The following is a 21,554-nucleotide window of genomic DNA, read 5'->3' as shown; positions in this document are numbered from 1 at the left end:
GGGGGGCTCATCCCAGCACGACGCAGCCCCGCCCCTCCAGCCTGCGCAGGAGTTCGTCCGGCACATGGACGTCGTTCCAGCGCAGATCCAGCTTCTCCAGCGAGGGCAGTTCCGCGATCCAGTACGGCAGTTCCCGCAGCCGGTTGGCGCGCAGGTCGACCCTGCGCAGCAGGGGCAGATCGCGCAGTGCGTCCGGTACGGCGGTGAACTCGTTCTCGCGCAGCTCCAGTTCGCGCAGTTGGCGCAGCCGGCGGAACGTGGCGGGGAACGCGGAGAGACGGTTGCCGCGCAGCCACAGTTCACGCAGGGCCGTGAGGCCGCCGAGGGACGCGGGCAGCGCGGTCAGGTGGTTGTGCTGTGCGCGCAGTTCCACCAGGGCCGTGAGCGAACCCAGCGCGTGCGGCAGCGCGGCGAGCCGGTTCTCGCCCACGTTCAGATACCCCAGCCGCGTCAGCCCGCCCAGTGACTCCGGCAGCGAGGCGAGGTCGTTGTCGTGGAGGTAGAGGAAGCGGCTCAGGCCCGTGAGGTCGCCCAGCTCGGGCGGGACCGAGGCCAGCCGGTTGTGGCCGAGGTCCAGGGTGTGCAGCGCGGTCAGGGTGCCGATCCGCGCGGGCAGCCGCGTCAGCGCGTTGTCGGGCAGGAGCAGGACCTCAAGGGCCGGATGCCGCCACACCTCGTCGGGGACCTCGCTCAGCCCGCCGTGCCAGTAGTTGAGTACGCGCTCGGCGTCGGCCGGCATAGGAGTTCCCTTCGTCCGTGGAGAGGCGGTGTCAGTCAACCGCATCACTGTCGGCGAACCGGCTCCCGGCGGCCCGCACGGGCGTAATCTGAAGTGCCTGAAGGCCAAGGCGTGCGCTGCGGGAAGCGCCCGGCGCACCACCGTGGCTGGGGGTGTCCCATGGTGCAGCACTTCAGTCACGGCAAGCGGATCCTCTTCGAGCGCGAGAGTGAACTGGCCGCTCTGGACGAGGCGTTGAGCGAGCTGATCGGGCTGCCGCGCGACGGCGCGGAACCCCCGGACCGGCGCCGCGGCGCGCTGATCTCCTTCGCGGGGCGCGCGGGCCTCGGCAAGACCTCCCTCCTCGCGGAGGCACGGCGACGTGCGGCGGCCAAGGGCTGCACGGTGGCGTCCGCGCGCGGCAGCGACCAGGAGCAGCGCGTCGCCTTCCACGTGGCACGCCAGCTGGTGCAGCCGCTGCTCGCCCCGGTCCCGGACGCGGAACTGCGCGCGGCGCTGGGCAGTTGGTACGCCATCGTCGGCCCCGCGCTCGGGCTCTGCGCGCCGTCGGACGGCGCGCCGCCCGATCCGCAGGGCCTGCGCGACGGGCTCGACTGGGTGCTCACCCATCTCGCCGTGCAGCGCGCCCCGTTGGTGGTCGTCCTCGACGACGCGCACTGGGCCGACGTCGAGTCGCTGAGCTGGCTCGCCGCCTTCGCGCCCCGCGCCGAGGCGCTGCCGCTGCTCCTGATCGTCGCCTACCGGCCCGAGGAACTGCCCGCCCATGCCGAGGAGTTCAGAGGACTGCCCGGACGGGCGGGGCAGCGGCCCATCGGTCTCGAACCGCTCAGCGCCGGCGCCGTCGCCCGCCTTGTCCGCGACGGGCTCGGCGCCCGTGCCGACGACGCATTCTGCCGCGAGTGCTGGGCGGTCACCGGGGGCAATCCGTTCGAGGCGGTGGAGCTGACCGCCAAGGTGCGCGACCGAGGCCTCATCCCCGACGAGGCCGCCGCGCATCTGCTGCGCGACCTGGCGGCCGCCGTCAAGGGCAGCGGTCTCGTCGCCCGCCTGGAACGCCTGGGCACCTCCACCGTCCGGTTCGCCTGGGCCTGCGCCGTACTCGGCACCGAGATCTCCCCGGCGCTCGCCGCCGCCGTCGCGGGCATCGGCGAGCGGGAGGGCGCCGACTGCGCCGACCGGCTGCGCCGCGCCCGCGTCCTGACCGGCGCCGACCGGCTCGAGTTCGTGCACCCGCTGATCGCCACCGCCGTCTACCGCGCCATTCCCTGCGGGGTGCGCGTCGCCCTGCACGGCCAGGCCGCCTGGTCCGTGGTCAACGCCGGGTTCGGCGCGTCCGCCGCCGCGCGCCATCTCCTGGAGGTCCACCCCGACGGCGACACCTGGGTCGTGCAGCAACTGCGCGCCGCCGCCCGCGAGACCGTCCGGGCGGGGGCGCCCGACGCGGCCCGCCGCTATCTCGCCAGGGCGCTGCGCGAACCACCGCCCTGGGAGGACCGTGCCGCGGTCCTCTACGAACTGGGCTGCGCCTCGCTGCTCACCGAGCCGGCGACGACCGTCAACCATCTGCGGGCCGCCCTGGAAGAACCCATCACGGACCCCGCCCTGCGCCACGGCATCGTCTACCGCCTCTCCCAGGTCCTCGCCCACTCCGACCGCCTCGGCGAGGCCTCTGACACCCTCGCCCGCGAGATCCGCCTGACCACTGACCCACGGGTGCGGATCCGGATGCAGGCCGAGCAGTTCATGTGGGACGCCTTCCGCGCCGACGAACCCGACTCGCCCGCCCGCTCCCGGCGCCTTGCCCGGCTCGCCGACCGGCTGCCGGGCCGCGACCTCACCGAGCGGTACATCATCGGGCTCCGCGCCTGGGACGCCACGCTGCGCGCCGAACCCGCGGGGACCGCCGTGCGGCACGCCGAGCGGGCCCTGGTCGGCGGGCTCGGCTGGGCCGAGGAGGACCGCGGCTTCGAGGTTCCCGTCCTGGTCGCCCTCACCTTCCTGTATGCCGACCGCCCCGGCCGCGCGGAGGAACTGTTCGCCGCCGGGATCGCCGACTTCGAGCGGCAGGGCTGGCGCGGCGCCCATCTGTCCTTCGCGTACACCCTGCTCGCCTACATCCGCTTCCGGCGCGGTCGTCTCGCCGAGGCCGAGGACTTCGTGCGCGCCGGCCTTCGGATCGCCGAGCGGGTGGGTCCCGGCACCCCCGCCCACTGGTACGCGGTGGGCATCCTCATCGAGACCCTGCTGGCCCGCGGCCGGGTCGCCGAGGCGACGCGGACCGCCGAGCAGTACTCCTTCGGCGCGCCGTTCCCCGCGGCCGTCGTCTTCCCCGACGCGCAGGCCGTGCACGGCGAACTGCTCCTCGCGCGCGGGCTCACCAAGGACGCGGCCGCCGAACTCGCCGCGGCAGGCCGCCGCCTCGACCCGCGCGGCATGCGCAACCCCGCCTGGTGCCCCTGGCAGCTGCACCTCGCGCTCGCCGAGGCCGAGGACGCCCCCGAGCGCGCGCTCGCCACCGCGCACGAGGCGACCCGGCGGGCCCGCGGATTCGCCACCGCTTCGGCGGTGGGGCAGGCGCTGCGGATCAGCGCCGAGGTCTCGTCGGGCTCGGCGCGCCTCAAGCTCCTGGAGGAGGCGGTCGGTCATCTGGAGCGCTCGCCCGCGGCGTACGAACTGGCCTGCGCGCTGGTGGCCCTTGGCGGTGAACTGCGCCGCGCCGGACGCCCCAAGGAGGCCGCCGAACCGCTCTACCGAGGGCTCGACGCGGCCGTCCAGTGCGGGGCCGACGGCCTGGTCGGGCGGGCCCGCGACGAGCTGGCGGCCGCGGGCCTGCGTCCCCGCCTCCTGCACAGCACCGAGACGGACACACTCACCGCGCGCGAGCGCACCGCCGCCAGCCTCGCCGTCCGGGGCGAGCCGGTCGCCAGGATCGCTGCGGAGCTGCATACCGACGAAGCGGGTGTCGTGCGGCTGCTGTCCGCTGTGTACCGGAAGGTGGGGACCGATCCCTCGGGGCTTGCCGCGGCGTTGGCGCTTCGCTGAAGGGGCGGTGAAAGGGGTGGTTATGTACCTGCGGGTCTGTGGGGGCTGGGCGCGCAGTTCCCCGCGCCCCTTCGGGGCGCTCCCCCTGGCGTCGAGCCGCGTTGCCCCCGCGCCGGTTTACCCCGCGGGCCACGTACCATTGGCGCATGTCCTTCCTCCGCCGCCGCAGCTCCGCCACTCCCGCGGGCCCGGACTTCGATGTCCTGGCCATGGACCCCGGTGACTGGCCCGGCAATCTCGGCGCGGGTCTGCTGCCCGCGCCCGACGGCAGCTGCCAGGGTGTCTTCCTGCGCTACGACCTCTTCGGCGGCCGCGGCCCCGCGATGATCATCGGCAATCTGCCCGAGGGCTCCCCGGCCCGCGAGACGGGCGACGACGAGGTGCCCTTCGAGGTGGCCCAGCTGCTGCTCGCGCTGGAGAACGACGAGGAGATCACCGTCGTCACCACCGAGGACATGCCGGTGATGCAGGGCGACAACCTCCTGATCGTGCGCCGCCTCAAGCTCTCCGAAAGCCGCATCTCCTGCGTGCAGTTCGACCGCAGCGACGGCGTCCTCGTCACCATCGCCGCCTGGGACCGGCCGATCACCGACGATCTGTACGCACTGCTCAAGCCGCTGCCCGCGGAGCTTTTCCAGCAGGGCTGAAGGGCCCCACTCCCGCGCCCCGACCGCATCCGTCCGCATCCGTCCAAGTACCCACCCCTTACGTCCAAGGGGTGGGTTTGTTGTGTGTCTTGCCACTGAGTCATCGGACTTTTAACGTGACCGGACATGACTCCTGGGATCTCACGAAGAACCACCATGAAGTCCGCCGTCGGCGGTGCGGCCGCACTGGCGACGGGTGGAGGCGTACTGGCCGGCACCGCGGGTGCGGCCGAACGCCGACGTGATACGTCCGATGAATCGCTGCTCTGGTATGCGGCGCCCGCCGCCGACTGGGAGCGCGAGGCCCTCCCCATCGGCAACGGCGCACTCGGCGCCATGGTCTTCGGCACGCTCGCATCCGAGCGGCTCCAGTTCAACGAGAAGACCCTGTGGACCGGCGGCCCCGGCTCCCGCGACGGCTACGACTTCGGCAACTGGCGCGAGGCCAGACCGGGCGCCCTCGACGCCGTACGCGAAGAGCTCGACGCGCAGGGCAGCCTCGGCCCCGACGCCGTCGCGGCGAAGCTCGGCCAGGCGCGGCGCGGCTACGGCGCCCACCAGACCTTCGGCGACCTGCACATCGACATACCGGGCGCGCCGGACACCCCCGACGCCACTTACCGCCGCGCCCTCGACCTCCGCCGGGGCCTGGCGACCGTCACGTACACCCACCAACAGGTGCGCCACGAGCGGGAGTTCTTCGCCTGCCACCCTGACGGCGTGCTCGTCGGGCGGCTGACCGCGGACCGCCCCGCGAGCGTGACCTGCACCCTGCGCCACACCTCGCCACGCACCGACTTCACCGTCACCGCCGACGGCGACCGGCTGACCGTACGCGGTGAACTCGCCGACAACGGGCTGAAGTTCGAGGCGCAGCTGCGGGTCGTGCACCAGGGCGGCAAGCGCACCGCGAACGCCGACGGCAGCATCACCGTCAGCGGCGCCGACCACGTCTGGTTCGCGCTCGCCGCGGGCACCGACTACGCCGACACCTACCCCGCCTACCGCGGCGACGACCCGCACGCCACCGTCACCCGCACCGTCGACGAGGCCGTCGCCCGAGGGCACGGCGTGCTGCGCGCCCGCCATCTGCGCGACCACGGCGACCTGTTCGGCCGCGTCGCCCTCGACATCGGCCAGGCCATGCCCGCCGACGTCCCCACCGACCGGCTGCTCAAGGGATATGGGGGAGGCGCGAGCGCGTCCGACCGCGCCCTGGAAGCCCTCTTCTTCCAGTACGGGCGCTACCTCCTCATCGCCTCGTCGCGCGCGGGATCGCTGCCCGCCAACCTCCAGGGCGTGTGGAACAACAGCACCACCCCGCCCTGGTCGGCCGACTACCACACCAACATCAACCTCCAGATGAACTACTGGCTCGCCGAGGCCGCGGGCCTCCCCGAGACGACCACGCCGTACGACCGTTTCGTCGAGGCACTGCGGGAGCCGGGCCGGCGTACCGCCAAGGAGATGTTCGGCTCACGGGGCTGGGTCGTGCACAACGAGACCAACCCCTACGGCTTCACCGGCGTGCACGACTGGTCGACCGCCTTCTGGTTCCCCGAGGCGGCCGCCTGGCTCACCGCGCAGCTCTACGAGCACTACCGCTTCGGTGGCTCCACGGACTATCTGCGCTCCACCGCCTACCCGGCGATGAAGGAGGCCGCCGAGTTCTGGCTCGACAACCTGCGCACCGACCCGCGCGACGGCACCCTCGTCGCCACCCCCAGCTACTCGCCCGAACACGGCGACTTCACCGCGGGCGACTCCATGGCCCAGCAGATCGTCCACGACCTGCTCACCAACACCCTGGAGGCCGCCCGCGTCCTGGGCGACTCGGCCGCGTTCCGTGCCGAACTCGAAAAGACCCTCGGCAAGCTCGACCCCGGCCTGCGCATCGGCTCCTGGGGGCAACTCCAGGAGTGGAAGGCCGACTTGGACGACAGGACCGACGACCACCGGCACGTCTCCCACCTCTACGCCCTGCACCCCGGACGGCAGATCAAGCCCGGCAGCAAGTGGGCGGACGCCGCGAAGGTGTCGCTGACCGCGCGCGGCGACGGCGGCACCGGCTGGTCCAAGGCGTGGAAGGTCAACTTCTGGGCACGCCTGCGCGACGGCGACCACGCGCACAAGATGCTGAGCGAGCAGCTCAAGTCCTCGACGCTGCCCAACCTCTGGGACACCCACCCGCCGTTCCAGATCGACGGCAACTTCGGTGCGACATCGGGTGTCGTGGAGATGCTCCTGCAGAGCCAGCACGACGTCATCGAGGTGCTGCCCGCACTGCCCGCGAGCTGGCCCGACGGATCGGTGCGCGGGCTGCGGGCGCGCGGCGGGGCACGGCTCGACATCGAGTGGTCGGGCGGCCGCGCCACCCGCATCGTGCTCACCGCCTCGCGCACGCGTGAACTGACCGTGCGCAGCGGCCTGTTGAGCGGCGGCGAGAAGACGTTCAAGGCGCGGGCGGGGGAGCGGTACGTCTTCGACTGAGTCACCGTCAGTTCGGCCCGCGCATACGCCAGGGCCGGGCCTGCCCCCACGCAGACCCGGCCCCGACTGACCTTGGCGGCTCCAGCGGCTCTAGGAGGCCGACGACACCACCCGTACGTCGGCCGCCCGCACATACGCCACGCGGTGCCCGAACTGGACCTCGTAGTACGTGTCCTTGCCGCGCACCACCTTGTGCGGCGCCGTGTCGAACGTCGGGGCGTAGAAGTACTCGCCCGGCATCTTGTCGCCGACCGCGTACTTCTGTCCTGCCAGGAGCTTGTACGGCAGCGGGGTGACCGGCTGCGCGGGTACGCCCGCCGGGTACGCCTCCTTCTCCGGGTAGGCGCGGCCGTAGACCGGGACGCTCTCCGCCCCGGACTTGGGCGTGATCACGGGCCCGGCCGCGTCGAGGGCGGTCGGCTGCTCCTTCGGGTTCTTGAACCAGGCCTTCTGGCCCAGGTACCAGACGGCCGTCCAGTCGCCCTTGCGGTCGGCGACCGCGTACTGCTGGCCGGTGGAGAGCCGGGCGCCGACGTCGTTCACGCCGATCGTCGAGTCACCGCCGCCGGGCCGCAGGCCGATGTCCTTGATCAGCGGTGCGTCGTCGCGCGGCTCGGTGTGCACCCGCACCGCCGCGGAGCCGTGCGTCTCGCACTTCTCGCCCGGCTTGACGCAACCCGTGTACTCCGGCCGGTTCTTGGCGTACTCGGGCGCCACCGTCACCAGGCCGCCGTCCGGGCCCGCCGTGCGCACGAACGGCTTGCCCATCAGCGTGAAGTAGTGCTGCCAGTCCCAGTACGGGCCGGGGTCGGTGTGCATGCCCGCGATCGTCGACGGCACCGTGCCCTGGACGTTGTCGTGACCGATGATGTGCTGGCGGTCCAGCGGGATGTCGTACTTCTTGGCGAGGTACTTCACCAGACGGGCCGACGAGCGGTACATCGCCTCGGTGTACCAACTGTCGGGCTGGGCGAGGAATCCCTCGTGCTCCAGGCCGATCGACTTGGCGTTGACGTACCAGTTGCCCGCGTGCCAGGCCACGTCCTTCGCCTTCACGTGCTGGGCGATGTGCCCGTCGGTGGAGCGCAGGGTGTACTGCCAGGACACATAGGTGGGGTCCTGCACCATGTTGAGGACGCCTTCCCAGCGTCCCTCGGTGTCATGGATGACGATCGTGTCGATGCTCTGGCTCTTGGGTCGGTTCGACAGATCGTGGTTGCCGTAGTCGTCGTTGCCGTTCGGGTCCTTGAACTCCTCGTACGGCGCCGGGATCCACTCGCACGACACCGTCGGCGGGCACTCGGTCTCGCCCGCGGCCGCCTTCCGCAGCCCCATGCCGCGCACCTGCGCCGCGTCCGGCCGCAGGCCGCTGTCCGCCGCGAGCGCCACGCGCTGCCCGGCGTCCGTGGTGCGCGCCTGGCCGTCGCGGATGACCGCGAACACGTCATTGGCGTACGTCGCCGCGGTGGCCTGGTCGTCCGCTCCGGAGAAGCGGGCGATCGCGCCGTACCAGTCGGCCGGGTCGTCGCTGAGCGGCTTGCCGAGCTTCTTCTGAGCGGCGGCGAGCAGGGCGGCTCCGCCGCGCACGTTGGCCGCGGGGTCGCTGCGCAGGCGCTCGGCGGAGAGGCCGCTGAGTTCGGCGGCGCGGGGCAACGTCTTGAGCCGGGCGGGGAGTTGGGAGTTCTCCGGCACCGTGGCCGTCGACTCCTTCCCCTCCTTTCCCTCCTTCGGCTCCTTTGGCTTCAGTACGCCCCGTGAGGCGTCGCCGCGGGGGTCCTCCGTGCTTTCGCTGTGATGCGGTGCGCCGGCGATTGCGATGGCGGTGCTCGCGTCGGTGAGGTGCATCGGGCCGTAGCCGCCGGTGACGCTCGGCGCGCCGCCGTGCGCGTCCCAGCGGGACTGCAGATAGGAGACGCCGAGCAGCACGCTCCGGGGCACCTGGTACTCGGCGGCGGCAGAGGCGAAGGCGTCCTGCAGCCGGGCCGACGCGGCGGGGGCGGCGGCGCCGGACGACGGTGCGGCACCGAGCAGCGGGAACAGCAGACCGGCGGAGACAAGGGCGCCCGCGGCCCTGACGGATCGTCTGCGGGTGGCAGGGGTGCGGGCGGTGGCGGATCCTCGCAATGCAGCCTCCTGGGACGGTGAAGCGTGATGGGGCGTGCGGGGCCGGGCGTGCGTCAGTGGTACCGGCTCCCCGACGATCCGTCAATCATGCCCAGGCACAAGGATTTCCCATGTCAGCGCCGGTCCGGGCGGGTTTCGCCCGAAGAGGCCGCACGGCCTGCGACGCGTCAGTGGAATGGACCAATGAGCAGCGGGAACACGGCGATGACCACAGGGCGGACACCCGTCCCTGCCAGAGGTCCGGTCCACCTGTTCGGGGGAGAGGCGCGGGAGAGTCCGGCGGCCAAGCCTGGTGGTGTTGCACCCAGGATGAGCCGACACTGTCAGCCGCCGGACGGTTCGTGCACGATGGTGATCATGACGAACAGCACGCACACCACGCACACCACGCACACCATGCAGGCCATGACCATTCCCGAGTTCGGCACCGCGGACGTTCTGCGCCTCGCCGAGGTCAAGACGCCCGAGCCCGGTCCGGGCCAGGTGGCGATCGAGGTGGCGTACGCGGGCGTCAACTTCGCCGAGGTCCTCTTCCGGCAGGGCGTGGTGGACGTACCGCTGCCGTACGTACCCGGGATCGAGGTGTCAGGTCACGTACGGGCGCTGGGCGAAGGGGTCGAGGGGCTGACCGTGGGCCAGCCGGTCGCCGCCCTGACCATCGTCGACGGCGGCGGCTACGGCGAGGTCGTGACCACGGCGGCGGAACTCGTCGCCCCGCTGGACGGTTCGGGCCTCGGCCTCGATGTCGCGGCGGTGCTTCCGTCGAACAGCACCACCGCGTTCCTGGTGCTCGAACGGGTGGCCAGGCTGCAGCGCGGTGAGAGCGTCCTGGTGCACGCGGCGGCCGGCGGCGTGGGCAGTCAGCTCGGCCAGGTCGCCCGGCTGCTCGGCGCGGGCCGGGTCGTCGGCACGGTGGGCAGCGCGGCGAAGATCGATGTCGCCAAGGGCTTCGGCTACGACGAGGTGATCCTGCGCGACGAGCTCGCCGGCGCGGGGGAGTTCGACATCGTGGTCGACATGGTCGGCGGGCCCGCCCGCCGGGCCGGCCTGGACGCGCTCGCCCCGATGGGCCGACTGATCGTCATGGGCAACGCGTCGGGCGCCGATGACGTCGCGGTCCCCGCCAACGAACTGTGGTTCACCAACAAGACGGTCTCCGGCTTCAACCTCGCCGCGTTCTCCGGAGCCTTCCCCGCGGACGCGGGCCGCGCACTGCGCCGCGCGATCGCCGCGGCCGCGAGCGGGCAACTGAGCGTACGCATCGAGGAACTGCCCCTGACCCGTGCCGCGGAGGCCCACCACCGCATCGAGTCGGGCTCGACCACAGGCAAGCTGGTGCTCGCGGTGGGGGCTGACGACACGGTCTGAGACCGGTTGGTTGGGGGCGCCGGAGGGGCCTGGGGCCGGTTGGTCGTGGCTGCCGGTACGGTCTGAGGCTGGTCGGTCGTGGCCGTCGGAAGGGTCTGAGACGGTCGGTTAGGGGCGCCGGAAGGATCTGGGGCCGGTCGGTCGGAGCCGCCGGAACGGTCTGAGACCGGTTGGTTGGGTGCGCCGGAAGGGTCTGGGGCCGGTTGGTCGTGGCCGCCGGAACGGTCTGCGGCCGGGCCGCCGCGTGGCCCGGTGGCGCGTGCCCGTGGTGATCCTCCGGCAAGGACGACGTCCGGCGCGGATCGTCCGGCAAGGATGGCGGCGCGGCTGTCGGCGGACATCGGCTCGCCGATCGGCCGTCGACGGATACTGGCCCCCGAGCCGACCGGCTCGGCGGCCGCCGCCCATGCCCTTCCGGTGCGCCGCCGGGACTGTCGCCGAGCTGCCGGACCTGCGTCAGGCCCCCGGTTTGCGGACGATCAGCGTGGGCTCACTCGGGCTCTGCCGGACCCGCCTCAGGCCTCCGGTTTGCGGACGATCAGCGTGGGCTCACTCGGGCTCTGCCGGACTCGCGTCAGGCCCCCGGCTCGCGGAGGATCAGCGTGGGCTCACTTCGGCTTGGCCCGCCCCGCCTCAAGCCCCCCGGCTTGCGGACGTTCAGCGTGGGCTCACTCGGGCTCTGCCCGCCCCGCGTGGCGGTCGACCTGCCGTTCCACCTCGCGTGCCTCCTCGGTCAGCATCTGAAGCCTGGCCTCGGCCTGGTCCGCGCGGGCCTGGATGCGTGCCGTGTCGTCGGCGATGACCCGGCAGGCCAGATCCATGGCGGCGTCGACGTCTTCGGGGGAACCGCGCTCCGCCAGCTCCTCCAGGGCGCTCTTGACCGCGGGGATGCCGCCGCGTGCGTGGATGTCGTTCCAGAACTCATAGTCCATCCGGGCATTTTGACGCATCCCCGGGGTGCTCGCGGACGCAGCCCGCGACAAGCTCGTACGCGATCGCGGTACTACGCCCGCAAGCCCTGCAGCACCTCCTGGCAGGCGGCCCCCGCACGGCTCGTCGCCCCCGCGCAGAGGCGGCAGTGCTCATGGTGCGGCGCGTGCCGGGCGCACAGTTCATGGCTGCGCTCGCAGGCGATCACGCACGCCTCCAACTGCGCGGTCAGCAGCGCGTGGCCGCCGTCCGAGCCGCGCGTCAGGACGCGCCGCGTGGCGGCCGCCACGTCGGCGCAGTCCAGGTCGCGGTTGATGGCGTCGCGCAGTTCATCGGCTTCTTTCGCGGCGAGCATGCCGGCCGCGCACGCCGCCACGGCCTGTTCGCACGCCGAGAGGGAGTCGGCGGCGCCGGCGAGCATCTGGTTGTCGAGGTGGTCGGCCCGAGAGGTAAGGCTGTCGAACAACTCGCGTGTCTGGAGCATCGCGTCTCCAACGGAGTCGGGGCGGGAGCAAGGAGAGCGTGCACTCCCGGTCTCTCGACGCTAGTCCTGGCCGCCGCCCGGGTGAAGGGCGTGGGCCGGACCGATCGACGCCGTTCCCCGCCACGCCTTTCATGTGGCGTACGTCACAAAGGAATCGCGGATCGGAGGGAACTCTTCCGTCGCTTCGGCCGACTCATGGACCGGCCCGATGACGGCCGACCGCGTCCGTACGCCCCGTGACCCAGGAGAGCCCCGCATGTCCGCCGAACCCACACTTCTCGCCCCGGACGACGGGCAGGAGACCCCGGGGGATGCTCCCTCCGCAGGCCGGTCCGGATGGGCGTCGCTGCGTCCGCTGGTACTGCGGCTGCACTTCTACGCCGGGGTGCTCATCGCGCCCTTCCTTCTCGTCGCCGCCACGACGGGACTTCTCTACGCCTGTTCCTTCCAGGCCGAGAAGATCGTGTACGACCATGAAATGCGCGTCCCTGTGAGCGCGAACGGCACCGAACTCCCCGTCTCGCGGCAGGTGGCCGCCGCCCGCAAGGCGTACCCCGAAGGCGAGATCGGCGCGGTGCGCCCCTCGCCGGAGGAGGGCGCCACCACGCGTGTCCTGCTGACCGGAGTGCCCGGCGTGGACGAAGACCGCAAGCTCGCCGTCTTCGTGAACCCGTACAACGGAGAAGTCCGCGGCGCCCTTGAGCAGTACGGCTCCACCGGCGCCCTGCCGCTGCGCACCTGGATCTCCGAACTCCACCGCAATCTGCACCTCGGCGAGCCCGGCCGGCTGTACAGCGAACTCGCCGCCAGCTGGCTGTGGGTGATCGCAGGCGGCGGTCTCGTCCTGTGGTTCGGACGGCGAAGGGCCCGCCGCAAGCTGCGCGGCACCACCGGCCGCCGGCGCACGCTGTCACTGCACGGCTCGGTCGGCGTATGGGCCGCCGCCGGACTGATCTTCCTGTCGGCGACGGGCCTCACCTGGTCGACGTACGCCGGAGAGAGCATCAGCGACCTGCGCGAGGCCATCGGGCAGACGACACCGACGGTGACGGCGGGGGTCGCGGGCGGCGGCGGGGAACACGCCGAGCACGACGCGTCCGGCTCGGCGGGCGCCGCGAAGGGCGACGACGTCGGCCTGGACGCCGTACTGAAGACGGCCCGCTCCGAGGGGCTCGGCAACCCGGTGGAGATCGTCGCGCCCGCCGACGCGTCATCTGCGTACGTCGTCAGCCAGGTCCAGCGCGGCTGGCCCACCAAGCAGGACTCCGTCGCCATCGACCCGGCCACCGGCGAGGTCACCGACGTACAGCGGTTCGCCGACTATCCCGTGCTCGCCAAGCTCACCCGCTGGGGCATCGACGCGCACACCGGCGTCCTGTTCGGCCTCGCCAACCAGATCGCCCTCGCCGCGCTCGCCCTCTGCCTGATCCTGCTGATCGTGTGGGGCTACCGCATGTGGTGGCAGCGCGGCCGCGGCACCGCCTTCGGCCGCCCACTGCCGCGCGGGGCATGGCAGAACGTCCCCGCTTACGTCCTGGTCCCGCTGATGGCGGCGATCGCCGCACTCGGCTACTTCGTCCCGCTGCTCGGCATCCCCCTGGCCGCCTTCCTCGCCGTGGACATCGTCCTGGGAGAGATCGCCTACCGCCGCGGGCGGCGGAGCTACGCCTGAGCGAAGCCCGTCGCCCGCAGGACGGGTGAAACAGACGACGTCGAGCCGGACCGGCGCGAGGAGGCCACCTGGCCGGAGGCACGCCGCGTCGAGTCGTACGGTAGGCGGATGGTCCCCCTGGCCGTACGCGTCGTGAAGCGACTGGTGGCCCTCGACGCCGAGTTGGGTGCGAGGGCGGCCTTGCCCGTCGTGCGCGAGGCGATGCGGCGCCTGCCGGAGCTGTCCGTCGATCCCCGAGCCCTGCGCCACCAGGACAGCGACCGGCTCGCGGCGCTCGCCGAGCTGTGCGAGGTCGTCGGCTGGATCCTCTTCGACGCGGGCCGCTACCGTGCGGCCCACCGGATGAACGTCCGCGCGGCGGCCCTGGCCGAACTCTGCGGAGACCGCTGGATGGCCCGCTTCGTGTTCCTGAACCACAGCATGCTCAAGGCCCACACCGGAGAACCACGGGCCGCCCTGGACGCCGTCGCCCGTACGGCCGGGGTGCGGGCCATGCCCGCGCGGGTCGGCAGTCTCGTCCTGGTGCGGCAGGCCCACGCGGTCGCCATGCTGGGCGGCCGCAGCGAGGCCCTGGAGCTGATCTCCCGCGCGCACAGCCGGTTCCTGGACGGCGTCTCGCGCCACGATCCGCCCTGGGCCTGGTGGTTCGACGAGACCGAACTCCTCGGCCACCAGGGCTGGGTCCAGGCCAGACTGGGCCGCTGGGGCCGGGCCGTCCCTTTGTTGCACCGTGCCGCCACCGCGCCTGGACCGTCCTACCGCAAGCTGTTCACGGCGCAGCTCCTCGCGGCCCTCGTGGGGGCGGGGGCCTGGAGCGAGGCGGAAGATCTCATCGCGGAGATCGCTCCTGACGCCGCCCGCATCGGTTCCGTACGCACGACCGAGACACTCGGCGGAACGGCGACCCGGCTGCGCGGGCGTACGGACGTGCCGACCTCGCTGCGGGACGCGGCGGTCTTCCTCCTGGAGTCGCTGCCGGGTGGTGCCGGCGGCGCGAGGCGGTAGCCCGGTGCCGACCCGCCTCAGCCCGGCGCCGCGAGCCCGCTCAACCGGAGCTGAGTCTCACGGAGTCGGGCCTGCTGGGCGGCGAGGCGTCCGGCCAGGGCGTCAAGGTCGGCCCGCAGCCCCGGGCACATCTCCAGGGAAGTGCCGTGCTCGCCGGTGCGGGCGCAGTCGAGGTAGTGCTGGATGGTCGCGGTCCCGAGGCCGGCGGAGATCATCGTCCGGATCTGGGCGACGCGGGTGACATCGGACGCGGAGTAGTCCCGGTACCCGCTGCTGTTGCGATCCGGAACCAGCAGTCCCCGCTCCTCGTAGTGGCGCAGCGCCCGCGCGCTCACGCCGGTCAGATCGGCGAGTTCGCTGATCAGCACCGTCGATTCCCCTCATCGGATTGACTCGGATTGGCTTGACTCGGATTGATACGGCTTGACCTTCACGCCGGCGTGAAGCCATACCGTCCTGCGACATGACCCTTCGAACAACGCAGCGGCGCGCCTCGATCATCCACGGGTACGGAGCCTCCCCCGAAGACCACTGGTTCGGCTGGCTCGCCGGGCAGCTCGACGCGGGCGGCATCCCCGCCGGCGTCCCGGCTCTTCCGAACCCGCTGGACCCGGACCCCGCACAGTGGACGGAGGCCGTACGCGCCGACGTGGGAGTCCCCGACCAGGACTCGATCGTCGTCGCGCACAGCCTCGGCTGCCTGACCGTGCTGCGCCATCTGCGTTCGCTCCCAGAACCCTGGCAGTTGGGCACCCTCGTACTCGTCGCCGGGTTCGTCGACCGACTGCCCGCGCTCCCGGACCTGGACGCCTACATCGGGGACGGCTGTGACGTGGCAGGGCTGAGCGGCCGCATCGGTCGGCTCACCGTCATCCGGTCGGACGCGGACCCGTACGTACCCATCGGCCACACCGACCGCCTTGCCGGTCTCCTGGGGACCTCCGCGGACGTCGTCCCCGGAGCCGGTCATTTCCTGGCCTCCGACGGCGTCACTTCGCTCCGCGAGGCGCGTGAGGCCATCGCGGCGGTTTGACCGTCCGTCCGTCCGTCCTCTTGGCCTGTTCCTCAGGCCGAGGCCGGCTCCAGTGGAGTCGTGCGGGCCGATTCCAGATGTTGTTTGAGCGCCGCGAGCGTGGCCCGCATCCCGCGTTCGTTGTGGTCGGCGCGGGGACCCGTGCGCAGACCCGCCTCGCCGAGCCGGGTCGCCAGGGCGCCGAAGGGACCGACGCGCAGATCGCGCCAGGTCTCTTCCACGAGCGTGCCGCTCTCGGTGGGCGTCAGCGTGAAGCTCCAACGGGACAGCGGCACACCCACCTTGACCTCCCAGGCCAGGGAGCGACCGGGCTCGGCCCGGGTGATGGTGCAGCGGGTGGTCCAGCGGACGCGGTCCTTGCGGTTGGCGCCCTCGAACCGGGCGCCCGCCTCGGCCCGCGTGGCACCGCCGATCCAGCGTCCGCCGGTGCACTCGGGGCTCCACTCGCCCATCCTGGTCACATCGGCCAGGGCCGCCCAGGCCACGTCCGGGGAGACCGCGATCTCTTCTCGTACGGTGACGGTCCTGCGCTTGCCCATGCTGCTGCTTCCTTCGGTGATTCCGTCGGTGTTTCCGCCGGTGTTCTTGCCCCGCGCCACGACGCGGGTGCCGCGCGCGGGCACCAGCGTGACATGCCGCATCCGCGGCTTCTCCGGCGCCGGGTCCGGCACGGTCAGATCGGACCGCTCCAGCACCTCACGGATGATCACTTTCATTTCCAGCAGGGCGAGTTGGGCGCCCACGCAGTAGCGCCGACCGCCGCCGAAAGGCATCCACGACTGCTGTGCGCGGGCGGCCTCCTCGCCCAGGAAACGCTCGGGCCGGAACTCGTCCGGCCGCGGGAAGGCGTCCGGGTCCCGGTGGATCAGGGAGATCAGCGGTCCGGCGTACCAGCCCGCCGGAACCTCGTACGCGCCGAGCTTCAGCGGGACGTCGAGGAGGCGCGGAGCGTCGTACACCACAGGACGGGAGCGCAGCGCCTCCTTTACCACCGCGTCCAAGTACCGCTCGTCCGCGCCGAGTTCGAGCTCGGCGCGCAGTTTCGCGAGGACTTCAGGGGTGCGCAGGAGGCGTTCGAAGGCCCAGGCGAGCCCCGTCGCCGTGGTCTCGTGGCCGGCCTCGAGCAAGGTGATCAGCTCGTCACGCAACTCCTGGTCGCCGAGGGGAGTGCCGTCCTCGTCGCGGGCTTCCAGGAGGCGGGAGAGTACGTCGGTCGCGCCGGGCACCGGCTCGCGGCGCCGCCGCGCGATCTCCTCGTACAGGATCGCGTCCACCGCGTCGCGCACCCGCAGGAACCGTGTGGTCGGCAGGAACGTCATCCGGCGCAGCACCGGGGACGTCTGGGTCCAGGCGCTCACCCGGGGCGGGGTCATGAGGAGCGCCGCCGACCCGCCGACCTCGATCAACTCCGGTATCAGGGCGCGCAGTCGGTCGAGGCGGGTGGCGTCGCGGATGCCGAAGACCAGACGCAGGATGACTTCGAGGGTGATGTTCTGCAGGGAATCGCGCAGGACGAACGGCCGGTCGTGCGGCCAGCGCGCGATCTCCGCGGCGGCGATGTCGGCTATCTCCTGCCGGTAGCGGGCGATGGACTTGCCGTGCAGCGGCGGGCTGAGCAGACGCCGGTGCCGCCACCACGGGTCGCCGTCCAGGCTGAGCAGCGAGTGCTTGCCGACCATCGGCTCCAGGAACTGCCGCCGCACCTCGCCGGCGCGCCCGCCGCCCGCGTCGACGGCGTAGATCTCCGCTGCCAACTCGGCGTTCGTGACGAGCACTTCGGGTGGGAAGCCGAGGAAGCGGACCTGGAACGCGGGTCCGTAGCGCCGCTGGGCGGCGCGCGTGAAGCGGCCCGGCGCGGCGAGGAACAGCACCGTCTGGATCGGCGCGGGCAGGCGCGGGCCCGGAGGCGGAGAGGCGGGAGTCATCGGCACGCTCCTCGTCGGTGAGGTCGATGCGAAGGTCCGAACAGCCAACAGGGACTGAACAGCCAACCGAGACTGAACACTTGTACTGTACGGATGTACGGGACGGCTGTATAGATTGGGCTCATGCCGAAGCAGCCGTCATCCGCAGCACCCACGCCCGCACCCATGCCCGCACCCACGCCCGTACCGAAGTCGAGAAGCCACCGAGACAAGATCCTGGACGGGGCGCTCCGCTGCCTTCAGGAGAAGGGGTACGCGCGCACGACGGCGCGCGATGTCGCCGAGGCGTCCGGCGCCGGACTCGGCTCGATCGGCTATCACTTCGGCGGCATGGAGGGCCTGCTCGACGAGGCGCTCGGCCGGTGCTTCGAGGTGTGGACGGCCCGCGTGCGCGACGCGGTCTCCGCGAGCGCCGGTCACGGCCCTCGGGCGCAGTTGGAGTCGGCGCTCGTCGCGCTGATCGACTCGTTCGACGAGCTGCGGCCCATGGTGGTCAGCTATATCGAGGCGTTCCCGCCGGCCGTGCGGTCCGTCGCCCTGCGCGAGCGGCTCGCCGCCGGTTACGCGGAGGCGCGCCGGGCGGGCTTCGCGATGACCGCCGATGCCTGCGCCGAGCTGGGGATCGCGCCGCCTCCCGGTGCCGAGGTCGTCTCCTCGGTGGTCATCGCGCTGTGCGACGGCCTGATGCTGCAGTGGATCGCCGACCCGGAGGCCACGCCGGACGCGCACGAGGTCCTGGACGCGCTGACGCTGCTTGCCCCGTTCCTCAGGCCTGCGGACTGAGCCCGGCGGCGGCCGTCCGCGCGACCTCCGCGGGGTCGGTGGCGATGCCGCGCTCGTAGGCCTCCGTGAAGGCCGCCGGGCCCAGGGCCGCGAGCGCCGCCTCGGTGACCCGGTCGACGTCGGCCCGCTCGGACTCCGGCAGCGGGGCGTGCACGCTGCGGCGCGCCGCGGTCGCCGCGCCGAGGAGCAGGGCGGCGTGCCGGGCGCCGCCCGCCTCACCGCTCAGCGCCGCCGCACCGGCCAGGCCCTCCAGGGAGAGGGCCAGGGCGCGCGGCTCGCCGAGGGAGAGCGCGAGCCGCAGCCCTCGCAGCTGGTGCGCCGTCGCCCCCGGCCCGTCGCCGCGCAGCTCGGCGACGAGGCCGAGCTCCGTGCACAGCAGGTGGGCCCCGGCCTCCGATGACGGATATCCGTCACGCAGGCGCGCCAGGTACGCCTGCGCCCCATCGAGGTCGCCGGACCGGCGTGCGCCGAGGGCGAGCCCCATCAGGGCATGGACCTCGCCGTACAGATAGCCCTGCCCGACGGCCAACCGGCGGGCCCGCTCGTGCAGTTCGCGCGCCTGGTCCCAGTCCCGGGCCGGCAGCGCGAGCCTGCCGAGGCCGGAGAGCCGCGCGGAGATCTCGGTCGCAAGGCCAAGCTCCTCCGCGATGCCGAGACCCTCCCGCTGACGGCGCTCGGCGTCCGCGTAGTCGCCCCTGATCTCGGCGAGCGCGGCGAGCGGCGTCACGGTCTGCAACTCACCCCAGCGGTCGCCGAGTTCACGGAAGAGCTCGGCGCCCCGCGCCCCGTCCCGCTCGATGACGGCCAGGTCGCCCCGGGCCAGCGCGTGGATCGCGGCAAGCGCGAGGGCGGCGGCGGTGCCCCAGCGGTCGCCGGTGGCGGTGAAGTGGTCGAGCACCTGCCGGTTGACCTTTTCACCGGCGACGGTGTCGCCCGAGCTGAACAGCGCGTACGCATAGAGCCATTGGGGCCGGCCAACGTCGTGCTGGATCGAGGACTCGACCGGCGGCATCGGCGGCATGAGCGGCGCGGTGCGCTCCCGCGATTCCCCGGTCAGCAACCCGAACGCCGCGTGCAGCAGGCGCGGTTCGGCCGCGGTCGCGTCCACGGCGCACACCGCGGCCAGGGCGGTGCGGGCCTCGTTGAGACGGCCGCGCAGCAGCCACCACCAGGAGAGGGCGGTGGCCAGGCGGACCGCCGTTTCGGTCGTGCCGTCGGACGCCGCGCGCCGGACCGCGTGGTCGAGGGCCTCCCGCAGGTTGGCGGCCTCGGCGTCGAGGCGCGCGAGCCACTCCCGTTGCGCGGCGCCGCGCAGGTGCGGATCGGCGCGCTCGGCCAGCTCCAGATAGTGGCTCGCATGCCGGTCGCGTACGCCGCTGACGTCCGCCGTCTCGTGCAGGCGCTCCGTCGCGTACGCCGCAACGGATTCCAGCAGCCGGTAACGCGGACCGGTGTCGGCGGTTCCGTCCACCGGGGACACCGGGGACACCAGGAACACCAGCGACCGGTCGACGAGCCGGGCCAGGAGATCAAGGACCTCGACCTGCGCCACGTCGCCGCCCGCGCAGACCGCCTCGGCGGCGTCCAGGGTGCAGCCGTCACGGTGGACGGCCAGGCGGCACAGCACGGTGCGCTCGGGCGGCGAGAGCAGCTCCCAGCTCCAGTCGATGACGGCCCGCAGGGTCTGCTGCCGGGCGGGCGCGCCGCGCTGCCCGGCGGTGAGCACCCGGAAGCGGTCACCAAGGCGTGCGGCCAACTCCCTTACGCCCAGGGCGCGGACGCGGGTGGCGGCCAGTTCGAGGGCGAGCGGGATGCCGTCGAGGCGGCGACAGATCTCCGCCACGGCGTCCCGCGTCGCGGGGTCGGCGCCGTCGAGCGTGAATCCGGGCGCCGATGCGGTGGCGCGAGCCACGAACAGCCGTATGGACTCGGGCAGTTGCAGCGGTTCGACGGCGTACACCGACTCGCCCGTCAGCCCCAGCGGCTCCTGGCTCGTGGCCAGGACGCGCAGGCCGGGCGCGGCGCCGAGCAGCAGGCCCGTCAGCTCGGCGACCGGCTCCACGAGGTGCTCGCAGTTGTCGAGGACGAGGAGCAGCCGCCGGTCGCGCAGCGCGGCGGCGAGTCGTTCGGCGGGGGCGCGGCCCGGCAGTCCGGCAGGGGTGTCCTCGCGGATGCCCAGCGCGGCGGAGATCACCGACACAAGGTCATCGACGCCGCCATCGCGCCGACCGGCGAGCTCGACAAACCGCACCTCACCGGCGTCACGGCCGCACCGCGCGGCGGCCTCCACGGCGAGCCGCGTCTTCCCGACGCCACCCGGCCCGGTGAGAGTCACCAGCCGCGCGGCGCCCAGGAGTTGACGAACCTCGTCCAGCGCAGGCGCGCGACCGACCAGCTCGGTGAGCGGACTGGGAAGACCGGACCGTGCGGACACGCCCTCGGAAGCACGGTCAGTACTGCCCACGCCGACCGGGCCAATCGCACCGCCCGAGCCGCTGCCGGCATACGCGCCCCCCGCACCGCCGCCCGAGTTGCCCGGATGACGCAAAAGCCCCGGATCCTGCCGCAGGATCGCCTCGCGGAGTGCCGTCACCTCCGGCCCCGGATCCAGGCTCAGCTCATCAGCGAGGTGCTCCCGCAGTTCCGCGTACGAGGCGAGTGCCTCGCTCTGGCGGCCCGTCAGGTACAGGGCCCGCATCTGGACCGCGCGCAGCCGTTCCCGCAGCGGATGCCGGGCCACCCGGTCGGTCAGTTCCCCGACCAGCAGGGTGTGGTCACCCGATGCCAGGCGCGCCTCGGCCTGTTCCTCGATCACTCCCAGATGCTGTTCCGCGAGGCGGTGTGCCGCGGCGCGTACGAACTCCTCGTCCGCGAAGTCCGCGTACGCGGGCCCGCGCCACAACTCCAGCGCCTGGCTGAGCAGTCCGGAGCGCAGGCGCGGATCGTCCGTCGTCCGGGCCTCGGCCACCAGGTCCCGGAAGCGGTGTGCGTCGACCTCGTCCCCGGCCGCGTCGACGCGCAGCCGGTAGCCGGGTGTCTGGCGCACGACACGGTCGCCGCCCAGCGCCCTGCGCAGCTGGGACACCTTGGACTGCAGGGCGTTGGCGGGATGGCCCGGCGGCTGCTCTCCCCAGAGGTCGTCGATGAGCCGGTCGGCCGAGACCGGCCGCCCCTCGTGGACGAGAAGATCGGCGAGCAGCGCCCTGACCTTCGCCTCGGGAACCCTGACCGGTTCCCCCTCGTCGTCCCACACCGTCAGTGGACCGAGCACCCCGAACCGCATACGCGCCACCGTACACAGCGCACGTCCGA

The 21,554-nt window shown here is 72.7% G+C and carries 15 protein-coding genes; 8 read left to right on the top strand and 7 right to left on the bottom strand.

What is annotated here, in order from left to right; genetic code table 11:
* Positions 1 to 7 precede the first annotated feature (7 nt).
* Entirely contained in the window at positions 8 to 739 is a 732-nt protein-coding gene (locus ACFWY6_RS29225; protein ID WP_384696431.1) for a leucine-rich repeat domain-containing protein, read from the bottom strand.
* Positions 740 to 898: 159 nt separating this feature from the next.
* On the opposite strand from ACFWY6_RS29225, the gene ACFWY6_RS29220 reads away from it, so the two are divergent.
* From ACFWY6_RS29220 to ACFWY6_RS29210, 3 genes are all read left to right on the top strand, one after another.
* Positions 899 to 3,781: an ATP-binding protein gene (locus ACFWY6_RS29220; protein ID WP_384696428.1), complete on the top strand. Its 2,883-nt coding sequence runs from the start codon at positions 899 to 901 to the stop codon at positions 3,779 to 3,781.
* A 146-nt stretch (positions 3,782 to 3,927) separates the two neighbouring features.
* Positions 3,928 to 4,428 carry a hypothetical protein gene (locus tag ACFWY6_RS29215; protein ID WP_360779255.1) on the top strand — a complete coding sequence of 167 codons (501 nt, stop codon included), beginning with the start codon at positions 3,928 to 3,930 and terminating at the stop codon, positions 4,426 to 4,428.
* A gap of 156 nt (positions 4,429 to 4,584) precedes the next feature.
* Positions 4,585 to 6,918 carry a glycoside hydrolase N-terminal domain-containing protein gene (locus ACFWY6_RS29210; RefSeq protein ID WP_384696425.1) on the top strand — a complete coding sequence of 778 codons (2,334 nt, stop codon included), beginning with the start codon at positions 4,585 to 4,587 and terminating at the stop codon, positions 6,916 to 6,918.
* A gap of 90 nt (positions 6,919 to 7,008) precedes the next feature.
* Here ACFWY6_RS29210 and ACFWY6_RS29205 read toward each other — a convergent pair whose 3' ends face one another.
* Entirely contained in the window at positions 7,009 to 9,042 is a 2,034-nt protein-coding gene (locus ACFWY6_RS29205) for an N-acetylmuramoyl-L-alanine amidase (RefSeq protein ID WP_384696422.1), read from the bottom strand.
* A gap of 357 nt (positions 9,043 to 9,399) precedes the next feature.
* On the opposite strand from ACFWY6_RS29205, the gene ACFWY6_RS29200 reads away from it, so the two are divergent.
* The gene (locus ACFWY6_RS29200; protein ID WP_384696420.1) at positions 9,400 to 10,410 is read left to right on the top strand and encodes a zinc-binding alcohol dehydrogenase family protein; all 1,011 of its coding nucleotides are present in this window, start codon (positions 9,400 to 9,402) and stop codon (positions 10,408 to 10,410) included.
* Positions 10,411 to 11,078: 668 nt separating this feature from the next.
* On the opposite strand, the gene ACFWY6_RS29195 is transcribed toward ACFWY6_RS29200, so the two are convergent.
* Positions 11,079 to 11,342 (bottom strand): hypothetical protein, encoded by a 264-nt coding sequence (locus ACFWY6_RS29195; protein ID WP_384696417.1) that lies wholly within the window; start codon positions 11,340 to 11,342, stop codon positions 11,079 to 11,081.
* 71 nt (positions 11,343 to 11,413) lie between these two features.
* Positions 11,414 to 11,824, bottom strand: coding sequence for a hypothetical protein (locus ACFWY6_RS29190; protein ID WP_384696414.1), 411 nt, complete (start codon positions 11,822 to 11,824; stop codon positions 11,414 to 11,416).
* A 256-nt stretch (positions 11,825 to 12,080) separates the two neighbouring features.
* Here ACFWY6_RS29190 and ACFWY6_RS29185 point away from each other — a divergent pair, with 256 nt between their 5' ends.
* Positions 12,081 to 13,496: a PepSY-associated TM helix domain-containing protein gene (locus tag ACFWY6_RS29185; protein WP_384696411.1), complete on the top strand. Its 1,416-nt coding sequence runs from the start codon at positions 12,081 to 12,083 to the stop codon at positions 13,494 to 13,496.
* Between the two features lie 108 nt (positions 13,497 to 13,604).
* Positions 13,605 to 14,501 carry a DNA-binding protein gene (locus tag ACFWY6_RS29180; RefSeq protein ID WP_384696408.1) on the top strand — a complete coding sequence of 299 codons (897 nt, stop codon included), beginning with the start codon at positions 13,605 to 13,607 and terminating at the stop codon, positions 14,499 to 14,501.
* Positions 14,502 to 14,518: 17 nt separating this feature from the next.
* Here ACFWY6_RS29180 and ACFWY6_RS29175 read toward each other — a convergent pair whose 3' ends face one another.
* Positions 14,519 to 14,869: a MerR family transcriptional regulator gene (locus tag ACFWY6_RS29175; RefSeq protein WP_384696405.1), complete on the bottom strand. Its 351-nt coding sequence runs from the start codon at positions 14,867 to 14,869 to the stop codon at positions 14,519 to 14,521.
* 95 nt (positions 14,870 to 14,964) lie between these two features.
* Here ACFWY6_RS29175 and ACFWY6_RS29170 point away from each other — a divergent pair, with 95 nt between their 5' ends.
* Positions 14,965 to 15,534 (top strand): RBBP9/YdeN family alpha/beta hydrolase, encoded by a 570-nt coding sequence (locus ACFWY6_RS29170; protein WP_384696402.1) that lies wholly within the window; start codon positions 14,965 to 14,967, stop codon positions 15,532 to 15,534.
* A gap of 32 nt (positions 15,535 to 15,566) precedes the next feature.
* On the opposite strand, the gene ACFWY6_RS29165 is transcribed toward ACFWY6_RS29170, so the two are convergent.
* Positions 15,567 to 17,459: a cytochrome P450 gene (locus tag ACFWY6_RS29165; protein ID WP_384696398.1), complete on the bottom strand. Its 1,893-nt coding sequence runs from the start codon at positions 17,457 to 17,459 to the stop codon at positions 15,567 to 15,569.
* A 165-nt stretch (positions 17,460 to 17,624) separates the two neighbouring features.
* On the opposite strand from ACFWY6_RS29165, the gene ACFWY6_RS29160 reads away from it, so the two are divergent.
* Positions 17,625 to 18,242, top strand: a complete 618-nt coding sequence (locus ACFWY6_RS29160) for a TetR/AcrR family transcriptional regulator (RefSeq protein WP_384696395.1) — start codon at positions 17,625 to 17,627, stop codon at positions 18,240 to 18,242.
* Here ACFWY6_RS29160 and ACFWY6_RS29155 read toward each other — a convergent pair.
* Complete coding sequence (locus ACFWY6_RS29155) at positions 18,226 to 21,525, bottom strand: BTAD domain-containing putative transcriptional regulator (RefSeq protein WP_384696393.1); 3,300 nt, start codon at positions 21,523 to 21,525, stop codon at positions 18,226 to 18,228. The two genes, ACFWY6_RS29160 and ACFWY6_RS29155, sit on opposite strands and share 17 nt — an antisense overlap.
* Positions 21,526 to 21,554 lie beyond the last annotated feature (29 nt).

The sequence above is a fragment of the Streptomyces sp. NPDC059037 genome (genome assembly GCF_042740015.1).
In the GTDB taxonomy this organism is placed as follows: Bacteria; Actinomycetota; Actinomycetes; order Streptomycetales; family Streptomycetaceae; genus Streptomyces.
Note: the sequence above shows the minus strand (reverse complement) of the source record. Positions and strands in the feature narration are given on the sequence as shown.

Excerpts from the sequence above, each read along its gene's own strand:
- ACFWY6_RS29165 (WP_384696398.1), bottom strand. The coding sequence starts at position 17,459 with ATGACTCCCGCCTCTCCGCCTCCGGGCCCGCGCCTGCCCGCGCCGATC.
- ACFWY6_RS29160 (WP_384696395.1), top strand. The coding sequence starts at position 17,625 with ATGCCCGCACCCACGCCCGTACCGAAGTCGAGAAGCCACCGAGACAAG.
- ACFWY6_RS29220 (WP_384696428.1), top strand. The coding sequence starts at position 899 with ATGGTGCAGCACTTCAGTCACGGCAAGCGGATCCTCTTCGAGCGCGAG.
- ACFWY6_RS29170 (WP_384696402.1), top strand. The coding sequence starts at position 14,965 with ATGACCCTTCGAACAACGCAGCGGCGCGCCTCGATCATCCACGGGTAC.
- ACFWY6_RS29195 (WP_384696417.1), bottom strand. The coding sequence starts at position 11,342 with ATGGACTATGAGTTCTGGAACGACATCCACGCACGCGGCGGCATCCCC.
- ACFWY6_RS29155 (WP_384696393.1), bottom strand. The coding sequence starts at position 21,525 with ATGCGGTTCGGGGTGCTCGGTCCACTGACGGTGTGGGACGACGAGGGG.
- ACFWY6_RS29210 (WP_384696425.1), top strand. The coding sequence starts at position 4,585 with ATGAAGTCCGCCGTCGGCGGTGCGGCCGCACTGGCGACGGGTGGAGGC.
- ACFWY6_RS29190 (WP_384696414.1), bottom strand. The coding sequence starts at position 11,824 with ATGCTCCAGACACGCGAGTTGTTCGACAGCCTTACCTCTCGGGCCGAC.
- ACFWY6_RS29225 (WP_384696431.1), bottom strand. The coding sequence starts at position 739 with ATGCCGGCCGACGCCGAGCGCGTACTCAACTACTGGCACGGCGGGCTG.
- ACFWY6_RS29200 (WP_384696420.1), top strand. The coding sequence starts at position 9,400 with ATGACGAACAGCACGCACACCACGCACACCACGCACACCATGCAGGCC.
- ACFWY6_RS29180 (WP_384696408.1), top strand. The coding sequence starts at position 13,605 with ATGGTCCCCCTGGCCGTACGCGTCGTGAAGCGACTGGTGGCCCTCGAC.
- ACFWY6_RS29185 (WP_384696411.1), top strand. The coding sequence starts at position 12,081 with ATGTCCGCCGAACCCACACTTCTCGCCCCGGACGACGGGCAGGAGACC.
- ACFWY6_RS29215 (WP_360779255.1), top strand. The coding sequence starts at position 3,928 with ATGTCCTTCCTCCGCCGCCGCAGCTCCGCCACTCCCGCGGGCCCGGAC.